This window comes from Acinetobacter tjernbergiae DSM 14971 = CIP 107465, assembly GCF_000374425.1.
Lineage (GTDB): Bacteria > Pseudomonadota > Gammaproteobacteria > Pseudomonadales > Moraxellaceae > Acinetobacter > Acinetobacter tjernbergiae.
This window is the reverse complement of sequence record NZ_KB894368.1, coordinates 23255-48254: the sequence shown is the minus strand read 5'-3', so window position 1 is coordinate 48254 and position 25000 is coordinate 23255. Positions and strand designations below refer to the sequence as shown.

Below are 25000 nucleotides of genomic sequence, written 5' to 3'. Positions count from 1 at the left end.
AGCATCATGTAAGGAGTGTCGTGTGGCATTAAATGTAGGACAGGATTTTAAAAAGCGTTGGTTAAATACACCTGAAACGGTACGTCAGACCTATCAGGAAGATTTAGCTCGTATCTGTGATCTACTATTACCACAAACACAAATTCAGACATGGGTACATCACGAAGAAAAAGCTCAACAACACTCTCAACAACGCATTGATCAAGCCTATGCCAATCTAAAAGCTGAGTTGATTGAACAAGCACGCGTTCGTAAACAATTGGCTTTGGAAAAAGCCCTAGAAGAAAAACGTACTGCCGAAGCTGCTTATGCTGCTCAACTGCAAGCAGATGAATTAAATCAATTTGAGCAACAAACTGAAAACCTCGTTGCACTACGTCATCATATTGATCAAGAAATTGCACAACAAACTGAGCGTTATCAAGCGAATCCTGAACAGCCAAGCATTGATTATGCTCAAGGGCAACGTGTTCAGATTGACGACCAGCAAATCCTATCTGAGCTTGAAAGTGTACGTGTTCGTTTGGAGCTAGAAGCGGAAAGCTTAATAGAACAGGCTGTGACGGTATTCCGTGCCAAATTACATGCACTTGCACAAGATGAAATTGATTATATTTTAAAGAACAGCAAATTTTCAGATGAGAAATAATAAAAAAGCCCAGTTTCAACTGGGCTTTTTTATGTTTCATTTTTTATTTTAAGAAACCATTCTCTGCCAAAAATGCCATACTGATATTCGATTCAGTTTTTTGCTCAGCGGCTTTATCACCTAACAATAAACGTTCGATATAGCGTGCGAGCACATCGACTTCTAAATTAACTTTCGTACCGACTTGCCATGTACCAATATTAGTACGCTCAGCCGTATGTGGAATTAAATTCAAGCTTAGAATATTGCCACGCAAATGGTTAATGGTCAGACTAATTCCATCGACAGTTACAGAGCCTTTTTCTGCTAGATATTTTGCCAACTCAACAGGTGCTGTCACTTCAAAATACAACGAACGTGCATCTTGGCGAACGACGGTAATTTCCCCTAACCCATCAACATGCCCACTGACAATATGCCCACCAAAACGAGTCGTTGGTAGCATTGCTTTTTCGACATTGACGGATTGACCCACTTTCCATTGACCTAAAGTGGTTCGATTTAAACTCTCACGAGACACATCCGCAGCATACCAATTGCCCCCCCACTCGATCACTGTGAGACAGATGCCATTGGTGGCAATCGAATCACCCAAATGTACATCAGACATATCCAAATCAGTTTGAATACGTAGACGAACATCACCGCCTACACTTTGTAAGCTCTCAACCTTACCTAAACTTTCAATAATGCCTGTAAACATGGGAGTTCTAACCTATTTTTTTGCAGTATGTACCATAGCGAATCAGATACCTTAAAGCAAAGCCCTAGAGATAACAAGGCATCCCGAATTCAAATGCTTGCAATAAAAAAAGTGACCACCTGATCACTTTCTTATCATCTTCAATCTCAAATTACTGCATTTCAGACACATGCTTCTTGGTGGTTTGTTTAACTGCAACAGTCTTGCCCAACAAGAAATGGCTAAAGAATAATTTATAACCTAATACACCTAAGCAAGCGCCAACAATCGGTGCAAAGATAGGCACAATAAAGTAAGGAATATCTCGACCACCTGTCAAAGCAATCGAGCCCCAACCTGAGAAATAAGCCACAATTTTTGGACCAAAATCACGTGCAGGATTCATTGCAAAACCTGTTAATGGACCAAAAGAAGCTCCAATCACTGCGACTAACAACCCAACCAAGATCGGTGCTAAAGCGCCACGTGGCAAGCCATTGCTGTCATCACCAATCGCCATAATGAGCCAGAGCAATAACATGGTGATGAACATCTCCACCATAAATGCCTGCCCAATAGACAGCAAAGGATGTGGGTAAGTTGAAAAAATCCCTGCCAATTCTAGACTTTCAACACTACCACGTAGCATATGATGGCTCTGCTCATAATCCATAAATAGATTGCTATACAAGCTATAGACCAACAATGCACCTAAAGCAGCACCAAAAACTTGTGAAATAATATAGAAAGGAACTTTACGCTTATCAAAATCAGCGAATAACGCCAATGCAATCGTGACCGCAGGATTGAGATGTGCTCCAGAAATTCCCGCAGATAAATAGATCGCTAATGCAACAGCTAAACCCCAAACAAGACTGATTTCCCACAGTCCTAAATTTGCCCCTGCAAGTTTGAGCGCAGCCACCACGCCAATACCAAAGGATAAAAAAACTGCGGTAGCAAAAAACTCAGCTATACATTGCCCCAACAAACTGGGTTCTGAGCGACTCATCTCAACCTCTCTTGATCAGTGCTGTGCATAGACATGACCTAAAATAAAGCTCGGCAAAATATATTTATTTTTGAAAAGGATCAATATTATTAAGGTATTTTTCAACCAAACAGTAAAATATTTTTCAAGTGAAAAGAACCAAATCAACCCTAAATTTTATTGATTTTCTGTTTTTACTTATATTTTTAAAATAAAATAGCGAAAAGAAAGAGACGCCTAAATTTACAGGCGATAAAAATCCTGCTCAAAAGACTAGATCATTCACAAGAAATAGTCATTGATTTGATGGATTGATTTGTATTTGCTAAAAAAGAAAATTGGATTGAGACACCACCTTATTCAGCAAAGTAGTGTCTGTTTGATCTTACCAAAGTGCGAGCTGTGTGCTGTTGCCTGTGGTATCCACGCCGCCCAATTCAGCGAAGTGATATAGCTGCCCCAAAAGCTGCCGCAACGGTGGCCCAGACTTCGCATGAGTATCGGTAATTACAATAAATTCAAGCACTCTTGCGCGTTCAGACTGACGTTGTTTACTTACTCGATAACGTGGCACATCTTGTGTTAACAACGTGACTTTACCGCGCTTTAAATTGGCAGTAAGCAAATCTTTAGGTTCAATATTTCCATCAGTTGAATAACTGGTCAAAATATAACGAGCATTAATGGTTTCCAACAACTTCTCATACGCATCTTTAGCATGCTTGGATGAATTATATGGGCTTGGACGCTCTTTACGCCATGCGCGATCAATTCCACTCTTAAAGCCTTTGGTATCAGGTGTCGGTAAATCAGCTTGATCCCATAACGTTAAAGCATTGAGGACATGATAATTACTACTGTAGGCATGCTGATTATAAGGTGGATCAAGATAAGCCACATCGACTTCAAAACCACTCATTTGATTGGCTAAATGCTGTGCATCGACACACCACATTTCCGCCGCAGGTCGTTTAGCATCACCAATCTCACAGAAACGGCTTGGTGTAAGCCACAATAATGACTCGATTCGCTCTAAAGCAGTTTGTGTTCGCCCGCCCCAACCTTGATGGAAACTCTTAAAAACACCACTGGTATTACTCACAAAACTTGCCGAATACAGTAATGGTGCCAATAAAGCACTCATTTCCACATCATTGATTGCACCCTGTGCTTGCCACGTTGCAATTTGCTGACGAATCGCATCAATACGCATCCCATTACGGCGTTTGAAGAACAAACGATCGCGTGCAGGGTCATACACATCATCATTACGCGGACATAAATTATGTGTCACCCAGCCTTTGACTTCAGGTAAACGGTTCAAGTAATCAATTGCTTTCTGATAACCACCCAACTCTTTAAAAGCAGGCGCATCCACACAAGCTAAAATGGCATTATTCAGTGCATGGCTATACGGTTCCCAATCATTGGCAATCACACGATAGCCATTCTGACGTGCTAAACGTGAGACAACACCACTCCCCGCAAAGAAATCAGCAAAAATCGGTGGATTCTTTTTCTTACTATTCAGTGTGCCTGTAATCTCAAGTGCTTCTAAAATGAGATGCAGTAATCGCCGCTTATTCCCTAAGTAGGGTACTAACTGATGAAAAAGATATTCGTCAGTTGTACGGGCAGCATGACGACGTTTGTGATAAACCGATGCTTCTGGATTCATATCATCTCTTGGGTAGGGAGCAATCTTAGGCGAATATCTTGCCCAAGTTGGGTGACATCGACCAACTCAAAACGCAGTTGCTCTGCCATTTCGCTAAATTCAGCATTGAACATCGCTCGCGCAGATTGACCAAGTAAAGTGGGTGCAACATAACTGATCATTTCATCAACCAAACCTTGTTGTAAAAAGGCAGTTGATAAGGTTGCACCTGCCTCAACCAATACATCATAAATTTGATATTGTTGAGTTAAGGTTTGCAATAATTGACTTAAGGGTTGCGGCGCTAATTGTATCACGCCTAAATCAGCAAGTTCTTGACGAAATGGTGTCATCACCATCACTGTTTCAGGATTTTTCAAAATCTTTGCTGAAAGTGGTAACTGTCCTTGGCGATCTAAAACAATTCGTTTGGATTGAACAACAGTAGCAAGATCAATTCCATTCAATGCACGTACATTCAGTTCACAATCATCGGCTAAAACGGTTTGAATCCCTGTAATCACAGCACCAGAAATTGCACGCCAATGCTGTACATCTTGTCTAGCGACAGTTCCAGTAATCCACTTTGATTCACCCGATGCCATTGCAGTACGTCCATCTAAACTTGATGCAATTTTCAAACGCACATATGGTGAACCCGTAGACATCGCTTTTAAAAAGCCCAAATTGAGCGTTTTCGCAGTTTCTACACAAATTCCCGTTTCAACTTCAATACCCGCTGCTTGTAAAATTTGAACGCCTTTTCCCGCTACTAATGGATTTGGGTCTGAACAAGCTATCACAACTTTCTTCACCTGAGCTTTAACCAATGCTTCTGCACAAGGCGGCGTTCTACCATAATGTGCGCATGGTTCCAAAGTCACGTAAGCTGTCGCGCCTTTAGCATGTTCGCCCGCTTGGCGAAGTGCAAAAACCTCTGCGTGAGGTTGACCCGCTTTAGGGTGATAACCTTCCCCGATCAACTGCCCCTGTTTGACAATCACACAACCAACATTGGGATTGGGTTTAGTTGAATATTGTCCAAGACGAGCCAATTCAATTGCTCGTTGCATCCAATACTGATCTTGAGTGAATTCAGACATTATTTCTCTAACTTAGGCTTCATTTTCACGTTGTTGCATCTGCTCAATTTGACGGCGGAATGCTTCTACATCTTGGAAATCTTGATACACCGAGGCAAATCGGACATAAGCCACATGATCCAGCGCAAATAATGCCTGCATCACCACCTCACCAATTGTTCTAGACTTGACATCACGTTCACCCAAACGACGAATTTGGGATTGTATATCACTGAGTACCGTTTCAATTTGCTCTTGAGTCACAGGGCGTTTTTGTAAGGCATGCATCAATGAACGACGTAATTTTGCTTCGTCAAATGGCTCACTCTTTGTATCAGATTTGATGACCCTTGGCATCACCATTTCATAACTTTCAAAGGTGGTAAAACGCTCACCACAAATCGTACATTCTCGACGACGACGGATTTGGCAACCCTCAGCAGCTAGGCGAGAGTCGATGACTTTACTATCAGCAGCGTTACAAAATGGACAATGCATAGTTGTGCGATTATTTACTCACTTGCTTTAAGTGTAGCAAAGTTTCTGCAATTGCTGAACTAACATAAAAAAGGCATAAAAAAACAGCCTGATTAGGCTGTTTTTTCAACGAGAGATTACAATCAATTATTCAATACGTTCGCCATGTTGGCTCAGGTCAAGACCCATACGCTCATCATCAGCACTTACGCGGATACCAATCACAAGATCAATCACTTTCAAGATAATGAAGGTCACAATTGCGCTATATGCGATCGTTGCGAGTACACCTTCAAGTTGTACTTTTAGTTGTTCGATCATTGTTGGAGCAATCGCAACGTTAGCAGCTTTAATGATTTCATCACTGTAGAACACACCAGTAAGAATCGCACCAACGATACCACCAACTGCGTGTAGACCGAAAGCATCCAATGCATCATCTGCTTTAAGCAGGCGCTTAAGTGCTGTAATACCCCAGAAACACACTACACCACCGATTAAGCCCATGATTAATGCACCACCTACACCAACATAACCAGCAGCAGGTGTAATCACAACTAGCCCAGCAACTGCACCTGATGCACCACCAAGAACAGACGCTTTACCACGAACGAGACGTTCAACAATCAACCACGAGAATGCAGCAGCAGCAGCAGCAACTTGAGTTACAAGAATTGCCATACTTGCACGAGCGCCAGCACCTAAAGCACTACCACCGTTAAAGCCAAACCAACCTACCCAAATTAAGCTTGCGCCAATCACAGTAAGAGTAAGGTTGTGTGGTGCCATTGATTCGCGACCTAGACCAGCACGTTTACCCAACATGTACGCAGCCACTAAACCAGCTACACCTGCGTTGATATGTACAACTGTACCGCCTGCAAAATCTAAAGCACCAGCTTTCAATAACCAACCATCAGCGGCCCAAACCCAGTGAGTAATTGGTGCATAAACCAAGATTACCCAAACTGCAATAAACGCCATGAATGCTGAATATTTCATACGATCCGCAATCGAACCGCTAATAATTGCAACAGTGATAATCGCAAAAGTCATTTGGAAAATAACAAAAAGGTTTTCTGGAATAGTCGTATTTGGAACTATGGCATCAAACGGTATGCCATTTAACATGACCTTCGCAAAATCACCTACATAGGCACCTGAACCAGAGAATGCAAGCGAATAACCAACGATAACCCAAATTAAGCTGACTAGAATTGCTGCTGAAAGGCTAAACATCATGGTGCTAAGTACGTTTTTCTTACGAACCATACCACCATAGAACAAAGCGAGACCAGGAATGGTCATCAACAAAACCAGTGCTGTTGAAACGAGAATCCAAGCTGTGTCACCTGTATCTACTTTCGCTTCTGTTGCAGGAGCTGGTGCAGCTTCCGCAGGTGCTGGCGTTTCTGCTACAACGGCTACTGTTGATGCAACCACAGTATCAGATACGGCTACAGCTTGTTCAGCAACAGGCGTTGAAACAGCGTCTTCCGCCCAAACAACAGCTGAACCACCTAAGAGTGCGCCAGATAGACTGAGCGCCATAAGCATTTTTTTCATTCGTGTCCCCCAACCTTATTTTGTGAGCTATTTCTCTTAATTCTAACTCAGCAAACTTTGTGCCAATTTAGACAGCATCTGGTCCAGTTTCACCAGTACGAATACGGATGACTTGCTCTAAATTCGTAACAAAGATTTTCCCGTCACCAATTTTCCCTGTGCTAGCTACACGAGTAATAGATTCAATGACCGCATCGACCATTTCATCACTAATCGCAATTTCAATTTTTACTTTTGGTAAGAAATCAACCACATACTCTGCTCCACGATACAGTTCGGTATGACCCTTTTGACGCCCGAAACCTTTGACTTCAGTTACGGTAATCCCTTGAACACCAATATCAGACAATGCTTCACGCACGTCATCAAGTTTGAATGGTTTTACAATTGCAGTTACAAGCTTCATGTGTGTTTTCCTTCGGCTTCTTTTTCACCAGTAAGGTTTTATGTTCAATTTTCATGCCAATATTCAAAGGTTGGGGGTTTTTGAATATGCAAAATGAGCTTTCTTTATAACCTATTTGGGCTTGAAGATGTAGATAGTCAATCGAAAATAAGTTTCATTTGCTAAGGTTTAGCTCAATTTAAACATTGAGATTGCCGTTGTTTTGAACAGGGCTATGGGATTGCTAAAAGCAATGATACACTGAGCAACAAATACATATAACCTATTGAGCGCTTTATGATTGAAACTCTTTTACAAGCTATTTTGGAACAAGTTGACCAACCTAAAAAAGATTTAGAAAAAAACTTACGTGCGTTACTCAATGAAAGTATCGAAAAATTAGATTTAGTTTCCAAACAAGAGTTGGAACGCCAAAAAACTGCACTCAACTTAGCCAACCAACGCCTCACTGCGTTACAACAACAAATGAGCACCCTAGAAAAAATGGTGCAAGATCAGAAATAAGCACCAGTTTAGCGCAATAACCAACAAAAATGATTAAAAATAAAGCACCATGATGGAACAATAATAAAATGTCTTTCGCAAAAGTTTATACAAGGGGCTTATTGGGGCTTCATGCTCCCCAAATCGAAGTTGAAGTTCACATCAGCTCAGGTCTCCCCTCCTTAACCATTGTAGGTCTAGCAGAGGCTGCCGTCAGGGAAAGTAAAGATCGTGTTCGATCTGCAATTATTAATAGTGGTTTCTTGTTTCCAACCAAACGTTTAACGATAAATTTAGCACCCGCAGATCTTCCCAAAGATGGCTCTAGATTAGACTTGCCAATTGCACTTGGGATTTTGATTGCATCAGGTCAATTACCTGAAAACTGCACTGAAGGGTTTGAATTAATTGGTGAACTTGCACTTGATGGACATTTACGCCCTGTTTCAGGCATATTACCAATTGCGATGGCTTGTCAACATGCCCAACATCGCTTATTAGTTCCTACAGCTAATCTAGAGGAAGCAAATCAACTTCCAAATTTTGAGGTTTATGGCGCACAACATTTGCAAGAAGTATGCGCACACTTTTTGGGCAGTTCTCAAATCAAAGCTTCACCAAAACGAGAAAATACAGCATCTTCTTATTATCAATTCGATCTCGCTGATGTCAAAGGTCAATTGCGCCCTCGTCGTGCATTAGAAATTGCGGCGGCTGGTGGGCATTCTTTACTTTTTAAAGGCCCACCGGGTACAGGTAAAACCTTACTTGCGTCTCGACTCCCTTCGATTTTACCGCCATTAAATGCGCAAGAAAATTTAGAAGTTGCTAGTATCTATTCGGTTGCGAATGCTCAACACACCTTTGGACAACGCCCCTTCCGTGCTCCACACCATACAGCATCAGCAATTGCCTTGGTTGGAGGTGGTTCACAACCAAAACCGGGGGAAATTACGCTTGCACATTTAGGCGTCTTATTTTTAGATGAGCTCCCTGAGTTTGATCGCAAAGTACTTGAGGTTCTCAGACAACCACTTGAGTCAAAAGAAATTGTTATTTCTCGCGCTGCCAGACAAATGACGTTTCCTGCAAATTTTCAATTTATTGCTGCAATGAACCCATGCCCTTGTGGTTATGCATTTAATCGTGATAGTCGCTGCCAATGTTCACCTGAAAGTATTCAACGTTATCAAAATCGTATCTCTGGGCCGCTACTGGATCGTATTGATTTACATATTGATGTACCTCCCTTACAAGCCAAAGAATTACAAGACCACACAGTTACTGAAAACTCTGAAATTGTACGACAACGTGTCATTAGCGCTTACGAGAAGCAAATCCAACGACAGCAGTGTTTAAATCAAGCTCTTTCTCCAAAGTTGTTGGAAAAGCATGCACTTTTAGATCAAGATTCAGTCAAAATTATTGAAATGGCACAACAACGCTTAAATCTTTCTGCGCGTGCCTACCATCGGGTCTTACGCGTTGCACGGACAATCGCCGATCTAGCCGAAAGTGATCCAATTTTGAGCAGTCATTTAACCGAAGCATTATCCTATCGAGGATAAATTAACGGACTAAAAATAGAAAAAATAAGATGAATCAGCAATTACCCTTATTAAAGCTAAAGCCAAGTGACTTTCAACATGGGCTTAAAGTTGTCAATCGGACTCAACGTTTTATTATTTTTGTCCCTGCACTCTTACATGGCGGCGAAGCACTTATCTTTCCGAAACAAAGTCGACATGCAGGTCAACAAATTAAACGAGGTAGAGGCATCGTTTTTTATAATGGTGTTGACTCAGCATGACAAGCTGCGCTTGGAAATGGCGAGGACTGTATTATCATTAATGACATTACCCAATCTCAGGCTTCGTTACTGCTTGAAAAATATAATGCTTTATTGGGGCAGAATAAAACCTTAAACTTGCAAAGCATCAAAGCACTCTTGGTTTATGCCAAGAATGAACTAAATCTCATTGATTTTTATAATAAACGTGCATCAAGCGTATTACGAGATTCGAAGCCGATTGATCAAAATAATCCGTTCTTTATGGAAGTTCATAAGGAGGAAGTACATAAAGCACTTTATATTCCGTATGGATTTATGTTTGATGGTCCTGTGCAACAGATGTATCCAAATGGTGCAATCATGGTCAGTACTGATAAACGATGCTGGGGTGTAGGCACAGATGTTTTTCTAAGAGGTTATCGTGCAATTAAAAATGGTAAAGAATACAGTTTGATAAATATTGAAGATGATTTTGGTGATAAATTCATTTTCACTCAAGAAGAAGTATAAAAGGCTGAGCTATTGCTCAGCCATACAGAAAATATTTTAAACTTAAAAAGCGTAACCTAAACCTAGAACCACTTTATTTTTTTGCTTTGCTTCATCACGGGTATACCCCCCAAAAATGTAATCTAGACTCCAAGTTGCACCTGTTGCACCTAAAGGATGAGATAAACCTAATGTTGCATGTCTAAATGCAAAATCTGTTTTGGTTACATCACCAGCTTTTGCTTGGTAGGCTAAATACTCATCATCATCACCATAATAATATGCTGCAACTTGCACTTTACCTGTAAAACCACCTGCTAATTTAGGTGCATAAGTTGCTAAAAAATAGGTATCACCTTTATTACCAAAGGTCACATTATTTAATAGTGTCTGAGCTGTAATACTGACATCTTTATAATTCAAACCCAAAATTGTTTCATAGCCTGTCGACTCCCAACCCGGATAATAGTAATAAACTGTACCACCAATCTGATAACCCAAATCATCCGTAATTTTGCCTTTATATCCAGCATAGAAATCATTTTCGAATGATTTTTTATCTTCCTTAATATTTGTTGGTGACGTATTAAAATCTGCATAAGCAGCAGTCAAGGTTGAAAACCAATACCCTAAATAGAATCCACTATCATGCGTATAATCAAGTCCACCTTGAACTGCAGGTGTATCACTTTCAGGCGAATTTGTCATACCACGTAGATTATAACTAGATACTACGTTTACATTGCCTGTAATCGTTCCTGGAAATGGCAGCGTATTATCTTCTGCCATTATAAATGTTGATGTGACAGCAAGCGCCCCTAAAACAATCATTTTACATACAGATTTCACCATATTGAGCTTCCCCTATATTTTAGATATTCAAACGGTTTATGTTTTAAATTACAGCATTGTATAATTAGCAAATGGCATGCCAATAATAAAAAAACAAAAAATTTAAAATAAAACATTGGATAACAATCACATAGGAAACTTTAAATATGAATTTATTTTTCATATTTATATTTATGAAAATAAATTTATCTTAATAGTGCAACCAAATTAAGTAAAAGAAAAATATTGGGGCATAAAAACAGTTTTCCTAAAATTTATTTTTTGATATCTCAAAATACTATTAACCATCCTTTATTTTAATAGAAAAACAAAAAGCCAGCATGTCTGCTGGCTTTTTTCTATTCCGCTTGGGAATTAAAATGTTTTCGTTAAACTAAATAACACACCTGTGTCATACGGTTTCTTCGCATTATCACTCATACCTGAAGTACTTACATTTGTACCAACCACATCAACTTCAGCAAGAATACCAAGTAAGTTATAGTTCACGCCAACTTTATAATCGACATAATTATCATCTTTACCAGGACCGCCAGCAACAACACTTAAAGAGTCTTTATTTTTAAGCTTATTGTATCCTACAGATGCTAAACCTGTTAAACCTGTGCTAGCAATAGGTGCCGAGTAACCTAGGTTAAAATACCAAAAATCATCCGTTCTGCCCCAATAATCAGGTGAATAATTTACACCTACGCTTAGAGCATCACCAGCTAATAATGTTTCAGGGAAAGTAAGTTTACCAAACACTTCTGTAAATGCTAAACCCTTTTTACCATTATATGTATTAACAGCATTAGATTTAGAACCAATATAGCCATAATGAATTACACCAACATCATAAGTCGGTTTAACTTTATCGGTTAAATCAAAGCTATTTGTAAATCCGAGTGTCGCATCCGTTTCAGTTGAAACGCCTGGAACACCAAAGTCAACACTTGAACCCCAAAGTGCTAAATATGCACCTGAAGTATGTGAAAAAGTAAAACCACCTTGAATCGCAGGGTTGTTTGAAGACTGGGTCACACCACGAAAACGGTAATCCGTTACTGCTGATACGTTGCCCGATGCAGTAACGCCATAGAATGAAGGTTTATCTTCTGCCATAGCAAAAGTCGAAGTCACAGCAAAAATACTTAACGCGATCGCTTTACACGCAAATTTCATCATATTGATCTCCCCCATGATGGATATTCGACTGATTTATGTTTTAAGTTGCATCACAATGTAACAAGCAAATGCTATGCCAACTTAACTGAAGCACCATAAAACCTAGTGCTCATGTCATAAAATCGTCATAGTTATAATAAAAATAATTACAAAATGCTTTTTATTGCATCTTTCTCTCTATTTATGATCCATTTTTAAGCACAAAGCTAGATAAATTATTTTTTCGCACAAGAATAATGCAAATAGAATGATCAACAATCATACGACAGAGATTATTTTAAGTTACAATCAAAAGAACGAAGAAGTTCCGCCCAACAAAAGTGCATAACCCAATTTAGGTACTGATTTGAATGTTTTCCACACAAAAATAACGACCATTTATCGGGATGTTAGTTTTTGCAAACTCAAATTAATCACTTTTTAACCAGTTAGTAAATAACTATTTAAATTAAAAAATAATTATTCAATATCGTCACATATTTTACATAAAAATAATCAAAAAATAATCGATATTAATTACAATAATAAGATATTAATTATTTATTAAATATCATTGATTTAATTTTAATTTATCTATTTTTTATACAGGAATAAAAACAAAAAATCTTATCCTAATTTTGTGTAAATTTAATTAAAATATTTTAATAAAAATCTATCTTTTTTATGCATAACTTATACAATTGGTCAAAATTTTGATTCTGACCGAAATTGATTTTATTTATTATGAGGCTACCTATGCCAAAGGCAAAGAAAATAACATTAGCGGTTTTGATTAATGCCGCATTGATCTCCTCAACATATGCAAGCGAACAAAGCGAAGCTAAAGGTTTTATTGAGGATGCAAATGGTTCAGTATTGTTCCGCACAGGCTTTTTAAATCGTGATAAAAAAGACGGTTTAACAAATGATACAAGCTCAACAGCGCAAACTGCCATTTTTGATCTTCAATCAGGCTTTACAAAGGGTCTTGTTGGCTTTGGTGTTGGCGTAGTAGGTGATGCATCTTTCAAACTTGGTGCGAATAATAATACGGGTAATCAAATGATTCCTGTAGATGATCGTGGATTTGCTTATGATCATTGGGCTCGTGGTGGTGCCAATGTGAAAGCACGTATTTCCAACACAACCGTGACTTATGGTACACAGGTATCAACACTTCCTGTCATGGCAAGTAATCAAGCCCGTTTAGTACCTGAGTATTACACAGGTGTTTTCGTTGAAAGTAATGAAATTCCAAATCTAAATGTGGTTGCAGGTAAGTTCACAAAAAACCAAATGTCAAACCAAATTAGTACCGATAAAGATGTGACAGGTCAAGGGCTTGATCGTGCAGTAGTTTGGGGTGCTAAATATAAATTTAATGATCAACTCAATTCATCGTATTATGGCTTAGACGTTCAAGATAAATTAGAACGTCATTATGCCAATGTAAACTTTACCCGAAGCTTAAAAGACAAGAGCACCTTAACACTTGATGCCATGGGTTATCATACAAAATGGGATAAAGATGCGCTCACTGATTCACATACCACAGATGATCTAGCAAACCGTAAAAACTCGATTTGGGCTGTTTCAGTGGGCTATGGCAAAGATGTACATAACGTCATGCTTTCTTATCAAGATAACACAGGTAATACTGGGTATGACTATGGCTATAATGCTGATGGTTTACAAAGTATCTATGTCCCTAATTCCTATTTAGGTGACTTTAATGGTAATGATGAAAAATCTGTCGGGCTACAATATAACTATAACTTTAAAAATCACGGTTTACCTGGTCTAAACTGGACAACTGCATTTGTTTATGGCTGGGATATTGATATCGCTAAAATAACAGATCGCTCAAAAATCATTGACCAAGCCGAAGAACATGAGTTGTTTAACCAAGTCAAATATACTGTTCAAACAGGTGCATTGAAAGATGCAAGCCTACGTGTTCGCTATTCTTACTTACGTTCAAGTGATACCTATAATAATGTTTCTGGTCAATATGTCAGCAATGTTATTGGCTCAACCAATGAATGGCGTTTGTTCCTTGATATTCCTGTGAAACTGTTCTAATTCAATTTAGATCAACTCATAAAAAAACCGCCATTCAATTGAATGGCGGTTTTTTTATCAACCAGACTTTAAATCATAAAATCTAGCTGAATCTACTCAGAAAATTACTTCTTAGCAGCTTCGATTGCTTTTAATACTTCTGCTTTCGCAACATCAGCACCTTCCCAACCACTCAATTTCACCCATTTTCCAGGCTCTAAATCTTTGTAGTGTAAGAAGAAATGTTCAACTTGGCTGATCAACAATTTTGGAAGATCAGTATATTCTTGAATGTCATTGTAAAGTGGAGACAATTTCTCATGTGGAACTGCGATTAATTTCGCATCGATACCACCATCATCTTCCATATTTAGTTTGCCTACAGGACGGCAACGAATGACCGAACCCGCAGCCACTGGATGTGGAGTTACAACAAGTACGTCTAATGGATCACCATCTTCAGATAATGTATTTGGCACATAACCGTAGTTTGCTGGGTAGAACATTGCTGTACCCATGAAACGGTCTACAAATAACGCATCTGAATCTTTATCGATTTCGTATTTGATTGGCGCTGCATTTGCAGGAATTTCGATGATGACATAAATGTCGTTTGGTGCGTCTTTGCCCGCAGGAATATTGCTATAACTCATATCAACACTCGTTTATATTGTGAAGTCAGATGTAAATCGGCTAGATTATAACGTGAATACTGTAAAAATGATGCTAGATATGCTGAGCGTTGATGAATTTTATATTCACTCTGTCTTTAGGTCATTTTTATCGTAATCACAAAAAGTAAAATGGGACAGAAGATAGAGAAAAACCAAATAATTGAACGCAAAGTGGCGAGATTTGCCAAATAGCATATTCCATAAATGACACGAAATACGACATACGCCCAACCTAAGCTCAAAATAAACTTTTCAGGCACAACCATATATTCCGCCATCAAAAGTGCAGCGATAAATAAAGGTAAGCTCTCAAAACTGTTCTGCTGTACTGCATTTGCTCTTGCAGCTAAGCCTGTAGTTTTAGCTAAAAACTCACGTGGATTTTGATTATCCTTTGGTTTGAAACCACCTTTTGCTTTTGCAATCAAAGTAAAAACATAGGGCAATAAACATGCAACGATAATAATCAATATAATGCCGCTAATACCTTGCATGCTGATATCCATCATTTGAAGTTCTTGTGATCATGCTATCATAACTTAAAATTTATTGAACTTTCATTTGTGCTTGTTCAACAAGCGTTTCTTTTACACATTCTGCTTGTGTAAATATTGTTTTTGTTCATTCTCTTTCTAAGGTCACGTTATGCAATCTCAAGATCAAAACAAGATGTTTGATGTTCTTGCTCAACAACGACAACATCAACTTTTGGTGGATCGTGTACTGAAAGTGGTGTTGCCTATTATGGCATTTCTACTCAGTGTGATTTGTGCAAACCTCAACTGGCAATCAACTTTAGGGACTTTCGCGATTCTCACACTTGCATTTTATGCAGTTGGAATTAAAAGGCTCACACTTTGGCATTGGCTCACGATTGTTGTTCTCTACGTTTTTGCGGACAATTACTTCAGCTTTAATGGAATTGATCCAATTCGGTTACGTTTTCAACTTGCGACCATGCTTGTATTTGTCGGCATTGTTGGAATTGGTCGACCTTATATTGATCATTGGTTAATGAAATCTAAAAATAAATAAAAAACGCCGCAATTTGAATTGCGGCGTTTTTTATTACCTCACTTTTACAAAGTGAGGCTAGCGTTTAAGCTGGTTTACGTAAATCTTTACGTAAGATTTTACCTACGTTTGATTTTGGTAAATCATCCATAAACTCAACATAACGAGGGCATTTATAGCCTGTTAAGTTTTGTTTTGCATAAGCAATAACTTCTTCAGTTGTTAATGAAGGGTCTTTTTTCACGATGAATAATTTAGGTACTTCGCCTGATTTTTCATCTGGAACACCAATCGCAGCAACTTCCAATACTTTTGGATGCTTCGCAATCACTTCTTCGATTTCACTTGGGTAAACGTTAAAGCCTGATACCAAGATCATATCTTTCTTACGGTCTACAATTTTGAAATAACCACGAGTGTCCATCACACCCACGTCACCTGTACGGAAGAAGCCATCTTTGGTCATGACTTTTTCAGTTTCATCAGGACGGTTCCAATAGCCTTTCATGACTTGCGGACCACGAATCGAAATTTCGCCCTGCTCGCCAAGACCAACTTCATTACCATCATCATCAAGCAATACAACTTCTGTTAATGGCAATGGAATACCGATTGTGCCACTAAATTCTGTTGTCATTGGAGGATTCGCTGTTGCAACAGGTGAAGTTTCAGATAAACCATAACCTTCAATGATGATTGTACCTGTTACTTTGTGCCAAGCTGCTGCCGTAGATGGCAACACAGCCATACCACCGCCCATCGCCATCTTCAAATTGCTATGATCGAGTTGTTTAAATTCTTCGTTATTCACTAAAGCATTAAACAATGTATTCACTGCTGGGAAGAATGATGGTTTGTATTTACGCAACTCACCCACAACTGCTGGTAAATCACGTGGGTTAGGAATCAAGATATTTGCTTGACCTTTGTACATACCGTAAAGCGCACATACCATGAATGCAAAGATATGATAAAGCGGTAATGCGCAAACGATACGATCATCTTTAGCACTATCAGTCGCACCAAATTTACTTGAGAAAATTGCTTCACACTGCAAAAGGTTAGAAACCAAATTACGATGTGTCAATTCAGCACCTTTAGATACGCCTGTTGTACCACCTGTATATTGAAGTACTGCTGTATCACTGAGTGTTAAACTAGGGCGTTTATAATTACTTGGATTTACTTTTCCTAAAGCCGTATTAAATTTAACATGACCAGGAATGCTCCACGCTGGAATTTGCTTGCGTACTTTGCGTAAAACAAAGTTTACCAGTGTGCCTTTTAGTGTACCCAACATGTCACCAACAGAAGCAACAATAACGTGCTTCACAGGTGTTTTACCAATAATACTTTGATAAACGCTGGCAAAGTTTTCAATGATCACTAATGCTTCTGCACCAGAGTCATTTAATTGATGCTCAAGTTCACGTGAGGTATAAAGTGGATTTACATTGACTAACACTAAACCAGCACGGAATACACCAAGTGCAACGACTGGATATTGGAATACGTTCGGCATCATGACCGCAACACGTGTTCCTTTTGCTAAGCCTAAACTTTGTAAATAAGTTGCAAATTTACGGCTAGCGACTTCTAATTCATTAAACGTTAAAACTTTATCCATGAAGATAAAGGCATCACGTGTACCAAATTTTTGGAAATTGCGTTCAAAAATATCAACAAGTGAGGTGTTTTCAGCAGGCAGTGCAACTGTTTCTGGAATTCCTGTCTTTTGGTATTCTGCAAACCAAATCTTTTCCATAATGCCATTATCTCCGAGTAGTAATCCTTAAAAATGTAACGACGTTACTTTCCATGACAAAACTTTTTTTTAACTTTTTGAATTGCCCTGTCAATCTATTCAAATAATATGAATACCTTGTCATATATAACGTATTTTTATCACAGAATACTAGCCTTATCTCTGAATGAGGAGTCTATTTGCTTTTTGATATCCCCGTGGTAAAAGTTGCCCCTTTGTTGCTCTTTTTCCTATATATTTTTGGAGATCATCCCCTTTCAGTTTTAGGTGTTGTTGTCCTGCGGCGACTTGGATTATTTCATCTAAACCAAGTGTTGTCATGGATAAAATTTGCTCTTTTTCATCAAGTTGTATCAACTTGTTACCTTTTCCTTTATTCAGTACAGGTAGCTCGGTCAAGTCAATAATCAATAACCGCCCTGATGAACTCAGGATTGCAACATGTGTGGCTTGCTGAATTGGAAGTAATGGTAAAGCGGTTGCTTGATCTGCGACTGTCAAAAAGGCTTTACCTGCTTTGGCGTTGGTATCTAACTGTGCTGCTTGCGTTTTAAATCCATATCCATTTGAACTGACCGCAAGCAATTCATTATTGTCATCATCGACAAAGACTTGAATGAACGATACACCACTCGCTGGTGCGAGCTTGGAACTCAGAGGCTCGCCTAAACCACGTGCAGACGGTAGACTACTAATCGGCAGCGCATAACTCCGCCCCGTCTCATCTAAGAAGTAAACCCGTTGATTGGTTTTCCCGACTGCATGGCTCAGATACTGATCACCCGCACGGAAATTTAGATTTGCAGCATCAACATCAGCACCTTTGGCAGCTCTCACCCAACCTGCTTCTGATAAAACCACAGTCACAGTTTCAGCAGGCATTAAATCTTGTTCTTTGATTTGTACTGCATCTGCACGTGCAACAATTGGTGAACGGCGATCATCACCAAACTTTTTCGCGTCTTCTTTTAACTCACCAATAATTAAATTCTTCAATGATTCAGGATTTGCCAGTTGCTCGCGAATAATGGCAGCTTTCGCTTCCAGTTCTTCTTGTTCACGGCGAATTTCCATCTCTTCAAGTTTAGCCAAATGACGAAGCTTGAGCTCCAAAATCGCTTCAGCCTGAATATCATCAATCGCAAAGTGCTGCATCAAAACAGGTTTTGGCTGATCTTCTTCACGAATAATCCGAATCACCGTATCAATATCTAAATAGGCAATTAAAAGACCTGCCAATATATGCAAACGCTTTTCAATTTTAGTTAAATGGTATTGCAAACGACGCGTTACGGTTTGCTTACGAATTTCAATCCATTCCAACAAAATACGGCGAATCGATTTGACTTGTGGACGACCATCTGCACCAATCATATTTAGATTGACACGATAGCTAGATTCTAAATCGGTGGTTGCAAATAAATGGCTCATCACCGTTTCGGCATCGACACGATTAGAACGTAATACAATGACTAAACGTGTTGGATTTTTATGATCTGATTCATCACGAATATCTGCGACCAAAGGTAATTTCTTGGCAATCATCTGATCCGCAATTTGCGTAACAACTTTTGAGCCTGAAACTTGATAAGGCAGTTCAGTAATCACAATTTCATTTTTTTCTACCGTATAGACCGCACGCGCACGATAACTACCACGCCCTGTAGTTTGGATTTTAAGTAGATCTTCAGGTGAAGTAATGATTTCCGCTTTGGTCGGTAAATCGGGGGCTGGAATATATTCTGCTAATTTTTCATCAGTGGTTTCAGGATTACGAATCAGCGCAATCGTACCTTTGACCACTTCACGTAAGTTATGCGGAGGAATATCGGTTGCCATTCCCACCGCAATACCCGTAGTACCATTCAGCAGAATATTGGGAATACGGGCAGGCAAAGTAATCGGTTCTTTCATCGAACCATCAAAGTTATCTTGCCATTCACTCGTCCCTTGTCCAAGTTCATTCAGCAATAGTTCACTATAAGCAGACAGTTTGGCTTCGGTATAACGCATTGCCGCAAATGACTTCGGATCATCAGGTGAACCCCAGTTGCCTTGACCCTCTATTAATGGATAACGGTAGCTAAATGGTTGTGCCATCAACACCATTGCTTCATAACAGGCTGAGTCACCATGCGGATGATATTTACCGAGTACGTCACCAACGGTACGGGCTGACTTTTTCGGCTTGCCAGTCGATTTCAGACCCAATTCGCTCATTGCAAACACAATACGGCGTTGTACAGGTTTTAAACCATCGCTGATATGCGGTAATGCACGATCCATAATCACGTACATGGCATAGTTTAAATAAGCTTGTTCTGTGAATTCAGCTACGGAGCGGTTTTCGGTTGCATGATGTGCAAGGCTGGTCATTTCAGCAAGTCATCCAAAATCATTGTTATCGTCAATGTTTTGTATGCTATGTGGATGAAAGCGTTGTGACAAGTGCTTGTTGTTGTTTAAACGTCAAATGGTGTCTTAATGATTAAATGTATCATTCTAATAATATGAATAAAGCCCCTAGTATTTAAATATTAGCTCTTGTTAAGTCTGTCCTCTAAAATTTCCAAACCAACTTCTGCCCATTCTGCTACCTCATCATCTTCTAAATAGTTAGCATAAACTTGCCTTATCTTCTCACTTCCAGAGGAATTTCCCAAAGTTACAGCAATAGATATTCTTACCTCGGTACAGTCATCATTAGAATATCCTAAAATTAAAGCCTCTAAATCGCTATCTAACCCCTCCCTATATAAATGCCCACAAGCAGCAACCGCAGCTACCCGAACCTCACTGTTTTCATCATTTATTAGATCTATCAGAATGGTCTTTGATTCTGTTTGAAATGGGTACTTACATTCAGATAAGCAACCTAATTGCCCCAAGAGGAAAGCCGCAATCTCTCTTTGATAACATACTATAGAAGTCGACCAGTCTTTAGCTAAATCAAATACTTCTCTTGTACCTTTACAATGCAACTTTCTTGCAATTAATGTCCTTACCTCAGGATTTATATCATCAAGCCAATCTATGAGTTCTTGGGTACTTAACGTGTCTAAATACCGACTAGCAAAAATTGCTAATGTAGTCTGATTATCTACAATCATTTTTCTTATCCTTTCCTTATTATTAATTAACTCATCTTCTTAAGATGAAAATCTCAAGCTTTTAAGTAATTCTTATTCAAATCACGAAACTTTAATAAATTCTAAAGATAACTTCCAATAAATCCAAATTCTTTATAATTAGATATCTAACAATAGACGTCTTGCAAAAGTCAAAAAACAATCAGATGTAAGTATTGATTTTATTAAGTTTGTTCAATTCTAAAATCATTGAAAATTGCACTTACGCAAGAGGTCTAATATATTGAAAAAAATAAACAATCTCAATGCTCATCTATTGAAGAAGCAGACTCAGCATCATCCTCTTTATAAATAAATTTCGGCATTTCCAAACCAAAATAAATTGCAATTACACGTAAAGTAAAACCAAATACCAAGGTTAAAATCACGGTAAGATCGTGCTGCAATCCAATCTCTAAACAGACCCAATAGCAGATCACTGCAACAAAAGAAATACTAGCGTACAACTCACGGCGGAACACTAAAGGCACATCGTTACACAAAATATCACGCAAAATACCGCCCGATACCCCTGTTAACACGCCTGCCACCGCAGAAACTACAAAACCATGACCCATCGACAATGCAATTTGACAGCCGATGATGGTAAAACCAATTAAGCCCATAGCATCGAGCAATAAGAATACACTGCGTAAATGACGCATCCATTTTGCAATAATAATCGTGACAAATGCAGCGCAGCAAGTCAGAACCAAATATTCAGGATGCTTGACCCAAGTTAAAGGATAGTGTCCTAACAATACATCGCGTACTGAACCACCACCTAAAGCGGTCACACAGGCAATTAACGTTACCCCAAACCAATCCATACTACGTCGTCCTGCAGATAACGCTCCTGTCATTGCTTCCGCAGTAATGGCAATAATATAAATCACAGTCAGTAACATCTGCCGACATCCCTAAATCAGGCATCAAAGTGTGCGCTATTTTAAGGCAAACTTAGATGAATTGTGCACAACATTGTTTAAATTTTTTCCCTGAACCGCAAATACAAGGTTGTTTCATGGTGATTTGCAGATCCAAGGTTGGATCAAGAAAGTACCAGTGTTGCTGATGCAAAACAAAATGTGAAATTTCATGATGAATATGCGCCTGTTTGTCACCCTGATTTTGATCACAGTAATGCGCTTTGAACTCGACCAAGGCATGCGTTTTATCAAGTTTTGGTTGATGTTGCACGACTTCTAATTTTAGCCACTGATTGGATTGACTCCAATCAGCAATCGCGACTCGATCCAAAGCAGCCTGTTGCCCTAAAGCGGTGGTTTCTAAAATATAATCAATCTGCTGTAACGCAAAAGCACTATAACGCGAACGCATCAATTGCTCAGCATTCTGAGCAAACTGTTGTTTCAAATGTAAGGGCTGACAGCATGCTGCATATTGCCCATGCCCACACGGACAATGTTGTGATGATGTCATCTCAATACTCACATAAAAAAAATAGCCCTGAGCAAAAACCATCGTTGAACAATGGTCAAACTCAAAGGCTATTCGGGTATAACTAAATTATTTCTCTACAGATTTATCTTTGGCAATAATGCGCACTTTCTCAATTTTGTGCCCATCCATTGTGACGACTTCAAAACGATAGCCATCCGCTTCAACCATGTCACCATTTTCAGGTAAACGACCTAAGTGGAATAAGATATAACCCGATAAGGTTGAATATTCTTCACTCTCATCGACTAAATCTTTACCCAATAATATCGAAACATGGCGAATATCCGTTGAACCTTCGAGTAGCATAGATCCATCATCCAAACTGGCAGCGACGGCTTCCAATTCATCTTCATCAGGGAATTCACCTGCGATGGCTTCTAACACATCAATCGGTGTGGCAATCCCTTCAATTGAACCATACTCATTTAGGACAATCGCCATTTGTAGCGGTGCCTGACGTAACTGTTCCATGACCATCAACACTTGCGCATTTTCATGCACAATCACAGGTTCGCGTAAGTGCTTGGTAAAATCAATTGCACCTGTTTCAATATATTCATTCAACACTTTATGGGTTAAAACAATCCCTTCGATATTGTCTAACTCACCACGCGCGATAATCAAACGTGAATGGGTCATTGCCATTAGACGTTGTTTCAATTCTGCTGGCTCAGCATCCAAATCTAACCACTCTAATTCAGGACGTGGCGTCATCACTGATTTGACAGGACGTTCCGATAAACCTAAAACCCCTTGAACTAAAACGCTGTGATATACCCCATTGTCTTCATCAAAGACTTCTTTGGCGTAGGCTTGTGTTGCCAATACATCTTCTGCTTCTTTATTTTGACCTTCATTACCATTGCCATTACTGCCTAGCATACGTAAAACGGCTGATGCTGTACGGTAACGCAAATCGGTTGTTGTCACCAATTTTTCTTGGTTACGGCGCATGGTTTGATTCACCATTTCGACCAATACCGAGAAACCAATGGCTGCATATAAATAACCTTTTGGAATATGGTAGCCAAAACCTTCGACGATCAAAGAAAAACCAATCATCATCAAGAAGCCAAGACACAGAATGACGACTGTCGGATGTTTATTAACAAAATCCATTAATGGTTTTGATGCCCAAAGCATAATACCAACAGCGATAATCATTGCCAGCATCATGACACTTTGGTGCTTCACCATACCAACCGCAGTAATCACACTATCTAAAGAGAAGACTGCATCGAGTACGACAATTTGAGTTACAACAACCCAAAATGCAGCATGGACAAGGTTTTCTTCTTTATGCAGTTGCTTACCTTCAATGCGTTCATGCAATTCCATTGTGCCTTTAAACAATAAGAACACACCACCAAACAGTAAAATCAGATCTCGCCCAGAGAAAGCATGCTCCAAAATATGGAACAATGGCTCAGTTAATGTGACTACCCAGGCGATAGCTGCCAGTAATCCTAAACGCATGAGCAATGCGAGAACTAAACCAATTCTACGAGCAGCATTCCGTTGTTCTGGTGGTAGTTTCTCTGCCAAAATTGCAATAAAAACAAGGTTATCAATCCCAAGTACGATTTCAAGTACCACCAATGTCGCTAAACCCACCCATGCAGCGGGGTCAGACATCCATTCAAGAATCATTGATGTGACTCCTCTGCAAAATCAGCAAGATCATTATGAAGTTGAAATTCTAAAAGGTCGGCACAAACAGCCAAAACATTTTTTTTAGATAATAAAAACAAAGCGGAGCGACAACAACCACTACTCATAGAGGGACATAAATTAATAAAAGGATTTTTAGTATAGGCAAGATTGCAGTGAAATTCATCTTTTTTATGTGGATGATTTTTTCAAATTCTTTCTAAAGTTTACAAAATCGTATTGTATGTAAAATGTGCATAAAACTGTCATAAAATTCATTTAGCCTAGACAAGCACAATGAAAATGATAAGGTGAAAATAAACCAAATGAATAGTTTATTAAGAATGTCTGAGAAAAAATCTATTACTCCCATAAAAACTACTCAATCTCTGATTGCTTTATATTGCGGTTCTCGGACAGGCAACAAACCAATTTATAGAAACAAAGCCATTGAACTTGCTCAGCATATTGCCAATCAAGGTTTTGGTATTGTATATGGAGGAGCGAGCATCGGTTTGATGGGGCAAGTTGCAGATAGCGTACTTGAACATAGCGGTGAAGTCGTCGGTGTTATTCCTGAATTTATGTTGGACTATGAAATTGCACATCAGAAGCTAACAGAATTGCACATTGTCGAGACCATGCATGAACGTAAAGCTTTAATGGCTGAGCGTGCTAGTGCATTTATTGCATTACCTGGTGGACTCGGCACTTTTGAAGAAATTCTGGAAATTGCGACATGGGGACAACTCAATCAGCACCAGAAACCAATGATTATTTATAATGTGAATCGTTTTTATGATGCCTTAATTGCTCAACTCGATCATGCAGTTGAAGAGGGTTTCCTACCACCACAACATCGTGCCAAAGTGATTATTTGTGAGACGCTTGAGCACATTACTAATGTCATTAAAAATTTGAATGCCCCAATGCATATCGAAGTTTAAAATACTAAGACCAAGCGGATCAAAT

The 25000-nt window shown here is 39.1% G+C and carries 25 protein-coding genes; 8 read left to right on the top strand and 17 right to left on the bottom strand.

The genetic code is table 11. The annotated features are described in order from the left end of the window. The first annotated feature begins 22 nt into the window (after positions 1-22). Positions 23-649: a cell division protein BlhA gene (blhA, locus tag C502_RS0112330; protein ID WP_018679130.1), complete on the top strand. Its 627-nt coding sequence runs from the start codon at positions 23-25 to the stop codon at positions 647-649. A 43-nt stretch (positions 650-692) separates the two neighbouring features. Here the strand turns inward: blhA and C502_RS0112325 are convergent, their stop codons facing one another. From C502_RS0112325 to glnK, 7 genes are all read right to left on the bottom strand, one after another. Next, entirely contained in the window at positions 693-1352 is a 660-nt protein-coding gene (locus tag C502_RS0112325) for a riboflavin synthase (RefSeq protein ID WP_018679129.1), read from the bottom strand. Positions 1353-1503: 151 nt separating this feature from the next. Next, positions 1504-2343, bottom strand: a complete 840-nt coding sequence (locus C502_RS0112320) for an MIP/aquaporin family protein (protein WP_018679128.1) — start codon at positions 2341-2343, stop codon at positions 1504-1506. 364 nt (positions 2344-2707) lie between these two features. Then, on the bottom strand, positions 2708-4000 hold the full coding sequence (locus C502_RS0112315; protein ID WP_018679127.1) for a DNA adenine methylase: 1293 nt from the start codon (positions 3998-4000) through the stop codon (positions 2708-2710). Then, positions 3997-5082 (bottom strand): bifunctional diaminohydroxyphosphoribosylaminopyrimidine deaminase/5-amino-6-(5-phosphoribosylamino)uracil reductase RibD, encoded by a 1086-nt coding sequence (gene ribD / locus C502_RS0112310; RefSeq protein WP_018679126.1) that lies wholly within the window; start codon positions 5080-5082, stop codon positions 3997-3999. The genes C502_RS0112315 and ribD overlap by 4 nt, the downstream gene beginning before the upstream one ends. Positions 5083-5094: 12 nt before the next feature. Next, positions 5095-5559: a transcriptional regulator NrdR gene (nrdR, locus tag C502_RS0112305; RefSeq protein WP_018679125.1), complete on the bottom strand. Its 465-nt coding sequence runs from the start codon at positions 5557-5559 to the stop codon at positions 5095-5097. Between the two features lie 126 nt (positions 5560-5685). Beyond that, positions 5686-7104, bottom strand: a complete 1419-nt coding sequence (locus C502_RS0112300; protein WP_018679124.1) for an ammonium transporter — start codon at positions 7102-7104, stop codon at positions 5686-5688. Between the two features lie 67 nt (positions 7105-7171). Continuing rightward, complete coding sequence (gene glnK / locus C502_RS0112295) at positions 7172-7510, bottom strand: P-II family nitrogen regulator (RefSeq protein ID WP_000780326.1); 339 nt, start codon at positions 7508-7510, stop codon at positions 7172-7174. Between the two features lie 276 nt (positions 7511-7786). On the opposite strand from glnK, the gene C502_RS0112290 reads away from it, so the two are divergent. The 4 genes from C502_RS0112290 to C502_RS19555 all read left to right on the top strand — a co-directional run bounded on the left by C502_RS0112290 (position 7787) and on the right by C502_RS19555 (position 10295). Further along, on the top strand, positions 7787-8014 hold the full coding sequence (locus C502_RS0112290) for an accessory factor UbiK family protein (protein WP_018679123.1): 228 nt from the start codon (positions 7787-7789) through the stop codon (positions 8012-8014). Positions 8015-8082: 68 nt separating this feature from the next. After that, complete coding sequence (locus tag C502_RS0112285; protein ID WP_018679122.1) at positions 8083-9561, top strand: YifB family Mg chelatase-like AAA ATPase; 1479 nt, start codon at positions 8083-8085, stop codon at positions 9559-9561. 29 nt (positions 9562-9590) lie between these two features. Beyond that, a complete protein-coding gene (locus C502_RS19560) occupies positions 9591-9803 on the top strand; it encodes a hypothetical protein (protein ID WP_018679121.1) in 213 nt (70 codons plus the stop codon). 117 nt (positions 9804-9920) lie between these two features. Continuing rightward, positions 9921-10295 carry a hypothetical protein gene (locus tag C502_RS19555; protein WP_228129339.1) on the top strand — a complete coding sequence of 125 codons (375 nt, stop codon included), beginning with the start codon at positions 9921-9923 and terminating at the stop codon, positions 10293-10295. Positions 10296-10337: 42 nt separating this feature from the next. Here the strand turns inward: C502_RS19555 and C502_RS0112275 are convergent, their stop codons facing one another. Continuing rightward, positions 10338-11126, bottom strand: a complete 789-nt coding sequence (locus tag C502_RS0112275) for a TorF family putative porin (protein ID WP_018679119.1) — start codon at positions 11124-11126, stop codon at positions 10338-10340. A gap of 354 nt (positions 11127-11480) precedes the next feature. Beyond that, a complete protein-coding gene (locus tag C502_RS0112270; protein WP_018679118.1) occupies positions 11481-12293 on the bottom strand; it encodes a TorF family putative porin in 813 nt (270 codons plus the stop codon). A 735-nt stretch (positions 12294-13028) separates the two neighbouring features. Between C502_RS0112270 and C502_RS0112265 the strand changes: the two genes are divergently transcribed. Further along, complete coding sequence (locus C502_RS0112265) at positions 13029-14354, top strand: OprD family outer membrane porin (protein ID WP_018679117.1); 1326 nt, start codon at positions 13029-13031, stop codon at positions 14352-14354. 104 nt (positions 14355-14458) lie between these two features. Here the strand turns inward: C502_RS0112265 and ppa are convergent, their stop codons facing one another. Both ppa and C502_RS0112255 read right to left on the bottom strand, forming a co-directional pair. Further along, a complete protein-coding gene (gene ppa, locus C502_RS0112260; protein WP_018679116.1) occupies positions 14459-14986 on the bottom strand; it encodes an inorganic diphosphatase in 528 nt (175 codons plus the stop codon). A gap of 116 nt (positions 14987-15102) precedes the next feature. Beyond that, positions 15103-15501, bottom strand: coding sequence for an MAPEG family protein (locus tag C502_RS0112255; RefSeq protein WP_018679115.1), 399 nt, complete (start codon positions 15499-15501; stop codon positions 15103-15105). Positions 15502-15652: 151 nt separating this feature from the next. Between C502_RS0112255 and C502_RS0112250 the strand changes: the two genes are divergently transcribed. Next, on the top strand, positions 15653-16042 hold the full coding sequence (locus C502_RS0112250) for a hypothetical protein (RefSeq protein ID WP_018679114.1): 390 nt from the start codon (positions 15653-15655) through the stop codon (positions 16040-16042). 64 nt (positions 16043-16106) lie between these two features. On the opposite strand, the gene C502_RS0112245 is transcribed toward C502_RS0112250, so the two are convergent. The 6 genes from C502_RS0112245 to C502_RS0112220 form a co-directional block, all read right to left on the bottom strand. Next, a complete protein-coding gene (locus C502_RS0112245; RefSeq protein ID WP_018679113.1) occupies positions 16107-17786 on the bottom strand; it encodes an AMP-binding protein in 1680 nt (559 codons plus the stop codon). A gap of 156 nt (positions 17787-17942) precedes the next feature. Then, a complete protein-coding gene (parC, locus tag C502_RS0112240; protein ID WP_018679112.1) occupies positions 17943-20162 on the bottom strand; it encodes a DNA topoisomerase IV subunit A in 2220 nt (739 codons plus the stop codon). A 161-nt stretch (positions 20163-20323) separates the two neighbouring features. After that, positions 20324-20896: a HEAT repeat domain-containing protein gene (locus C502_RS0112235; RefSeq protein WP_018679111.1), complete on the bottom strand. Its 573-nt coding sequence runs from the start codon at positions 20894-20896 to the stop codon at positions 20324-20326. Positions 20897-21177: 281 nt separating this feature from the next. Next, positions 21178-21822: a trimeric intracellular cation channel family protein gene (locus tag C502_RS0112230; RefSeq protein WP_018679110.1), complete on the bottom strand. Its 645-nt coding sequence runs from the start codon at positions 21820-21822 to the stop codon at positions 21178-21180. Positions 21823-21874: 52 nt separating this feature from the next. Continuing rightward, entirely contained in the window at positions 21875-22357 is a 483-nt protein-coding gene (locus tag C502_RS0112225; protein ID WP_026315797.1) for a YchJ family protein, read from the bottom strand. An 87-nt stretch (positions 22358-22444) separates the two neighbouring features. Continuing rightward, a complete protein-coding gene (locus C502_RS0112220; RefSeq protein ID WP_018679108.1) occupies positions 22445-24028 on the bottom strand; it encodes a TerC family protein in 1584 nt (527 codons plus the stop codon). A 326-nt stretch (positions 24029-24354) separates the two neighbouring features. Here C502_RS0112220 and C502_RS0112210 point away from each other — a divergent pair, with 326 nt between their 5' ends. Continuing rightward, positions 24355-24975 carry an LOG family protein gene (locus tag C502_RS0112210; RefSeq protein WP_023274621.1) on the top strand — a complete coding sequence of 207 codons (621 nt, stop codon included), beginning with the start codon at positions 24355-24357 and terminating at the stop codon, positions 24973-24975. Positions 24976-25000: the final 25 nt, after the last annotated feature.

What these genes read in the sequence shown, in the direction of transcription:
- C502_RS0112325 (WP_018679129.1), bottom strand. Translation starts at nt 1,352, where the DNA reads ATGTTTACAGGCATTATTGAAAGTTTAGGTAAGGTTGAGAGCTTACAA.
- C502_RS0112320 (WP_018679128.1), bottom strand. Translation starts at nt 2,343, where the DNA reads ATGAGTCGCTCAGAACCCAGTTTGTTGGGGCAATGTATAGCTGAGTTT.
- C502_RS0112315 (WP_018679127.1), bottom strand. Translation starts at nt 4,000, where the DNA reads ATGAATCCAGAAGCATCGGTTTATCACAAACGTCGTCATGCTGCCCGT.
- ribD (WP_018679126.1), bottom strand. Translation starts at nt 5,082, where the DNA reads ATGTCTGAATTCACTCAAGATCAGTATTGGATGCAACGAGCAATTGAA.
- nrdR (WP_018679125.1), bottom strand. Translation starts at nt 5,559, where the DNA reads ATGCATTGTCCATTTTGTAACGCTGCTGATAGTAAAGTCATCGACTCT.
- C502_RS0112300 (WP_018679124.1), bottom strand. Translation starts at nt 7,104, where the DNA reads ATGAAAAAAATGCTTATGGCGCTCAGTCTATCTGGCGCACTCTTAGGT.
- glnK (WP_000780326.1), bottom strand. Translation starts at nt 7,510, where the DNA reads ATGAAGCTTGTAACTGCAATTGTAAAACCATTCAAACTTGATGACGTG.
- C502_RS0112290 (WP_018679123.1), top strand. Translation starts at nt 7,787, where the DNA reads ATGATTGAAACTCTTTTACAAGCTATTTTGGAACAAGTTGACCAACCT.
- C502_RS0112285 (WP_018679122.1), top strand. Translation starts at nt 8,083, where the DNA reads ATGTCTTTCGCAAAAGTTTATACAAGGGGCTTATTGGGGCTTCATGCT.
- C502_RS19560 (WP_018679121.1), top strand. Translation starts at nt 9,591, where the DNA reads ATGAATCAGCAATTACCCTTATTAAAGCTAAAGCCAAGTGACTTTCAA.
- C502_RS0112275 (WP_018679119.1), bottom strand. Translation starts at nt 11,126, where the DNA reads ATGGTGAAATCTGTATGTAAAATGATTGTTTTAGGGGCGCTTGCTGTC.
- C502_RS0112270 (WP_018679118.1), bottom strand. Translation starts at nt 12,293, where the DNA reads ATGATGAAATTTGCGTGTAAAGCGATCGCGTTAAGTATTTTTGCTGTG.
- C502_RS0112265 (WP_018679117.1), top strand. Translation starts at nt 13,029, where the DNA reads ATGCCAAAGGCAAAGAAAATAACATTAGCGGTTTTGATTAATGCCGCA.
- ppa (WP_018679116.1), bottom strand. Translation starts at nt 14,986, where the DNA reads ATGAGTTATAGCAATATTCCTGCGGGCAAAGACGCACCAAACGACATT.
- C502_RS0112255 (WP_018679115.1), bottom strand. Translation starts at nt 15,501, where the DNA reads ATGCAAGGTATTAGCGGCATTATATTGATTATTATCGTTGCATGTTTA.
- C502_RS0112250 (WP_018679114.1), top strand. Translation starts at nt 15,653, where the DNA reads ATGCAATCTCAAGATCAAAACAAGATGTTTGATGTTCTTGCTCAACAA.
- C502_RS0112245 (WP_018679113.1), bottom strand. Translation starts at nt 17,786, where the DNA reads ATGGAAAAGATTTGGTTTGCAGAATACCAAAAGACAGGAATTCCAGAA.
- parC (WP_018679112.1), bottom strand. Translation starts at nt 20,162, where the DNA reads ATGACCAGCCTTGCACATCATGCAACCGAAAACCGCTCCGTAGCTGAA.
- C502_RS0112235 (WP_018679111.1), bottom strand. Translation starts at nt 20,896, where the DNA reads ATGATTGTAGATAATCAGACTACATTAGCAATTTTTGCTAGTCGGTAT.
- C502_RS0112230 (WP_018679110.1), bottom strand. Translation starts at nt 21,822, where the DNA reads ATGTTACTGACTGTGATTTATATTATTGCCATTACTGCGGAAGCAATG.
- C502_RS0112225 (WP_026315797.1), bottom strand. Translation starts at nt 22,357, where the DNA reads ATGACATCATCACAACATTGTCCGTGTGGGCATGGGCAATATGCAGCA.
- C502_RS0112220 (WP_018679108.1), bottom strand. Translation starts at nt 24,028, where the DNA reads ATGATTCTTGAATGGATGTCTGACCCCGCTGCATGGGTGGGTTTAGCG.
- C502_RS0112210 (WP_023274621.1), top strand. Translation starts at nt 24,355, where the DNA reads ATGAATAGTTTATTAAGAATGTCTGAGAAAAAATCTATTACTCCCATA.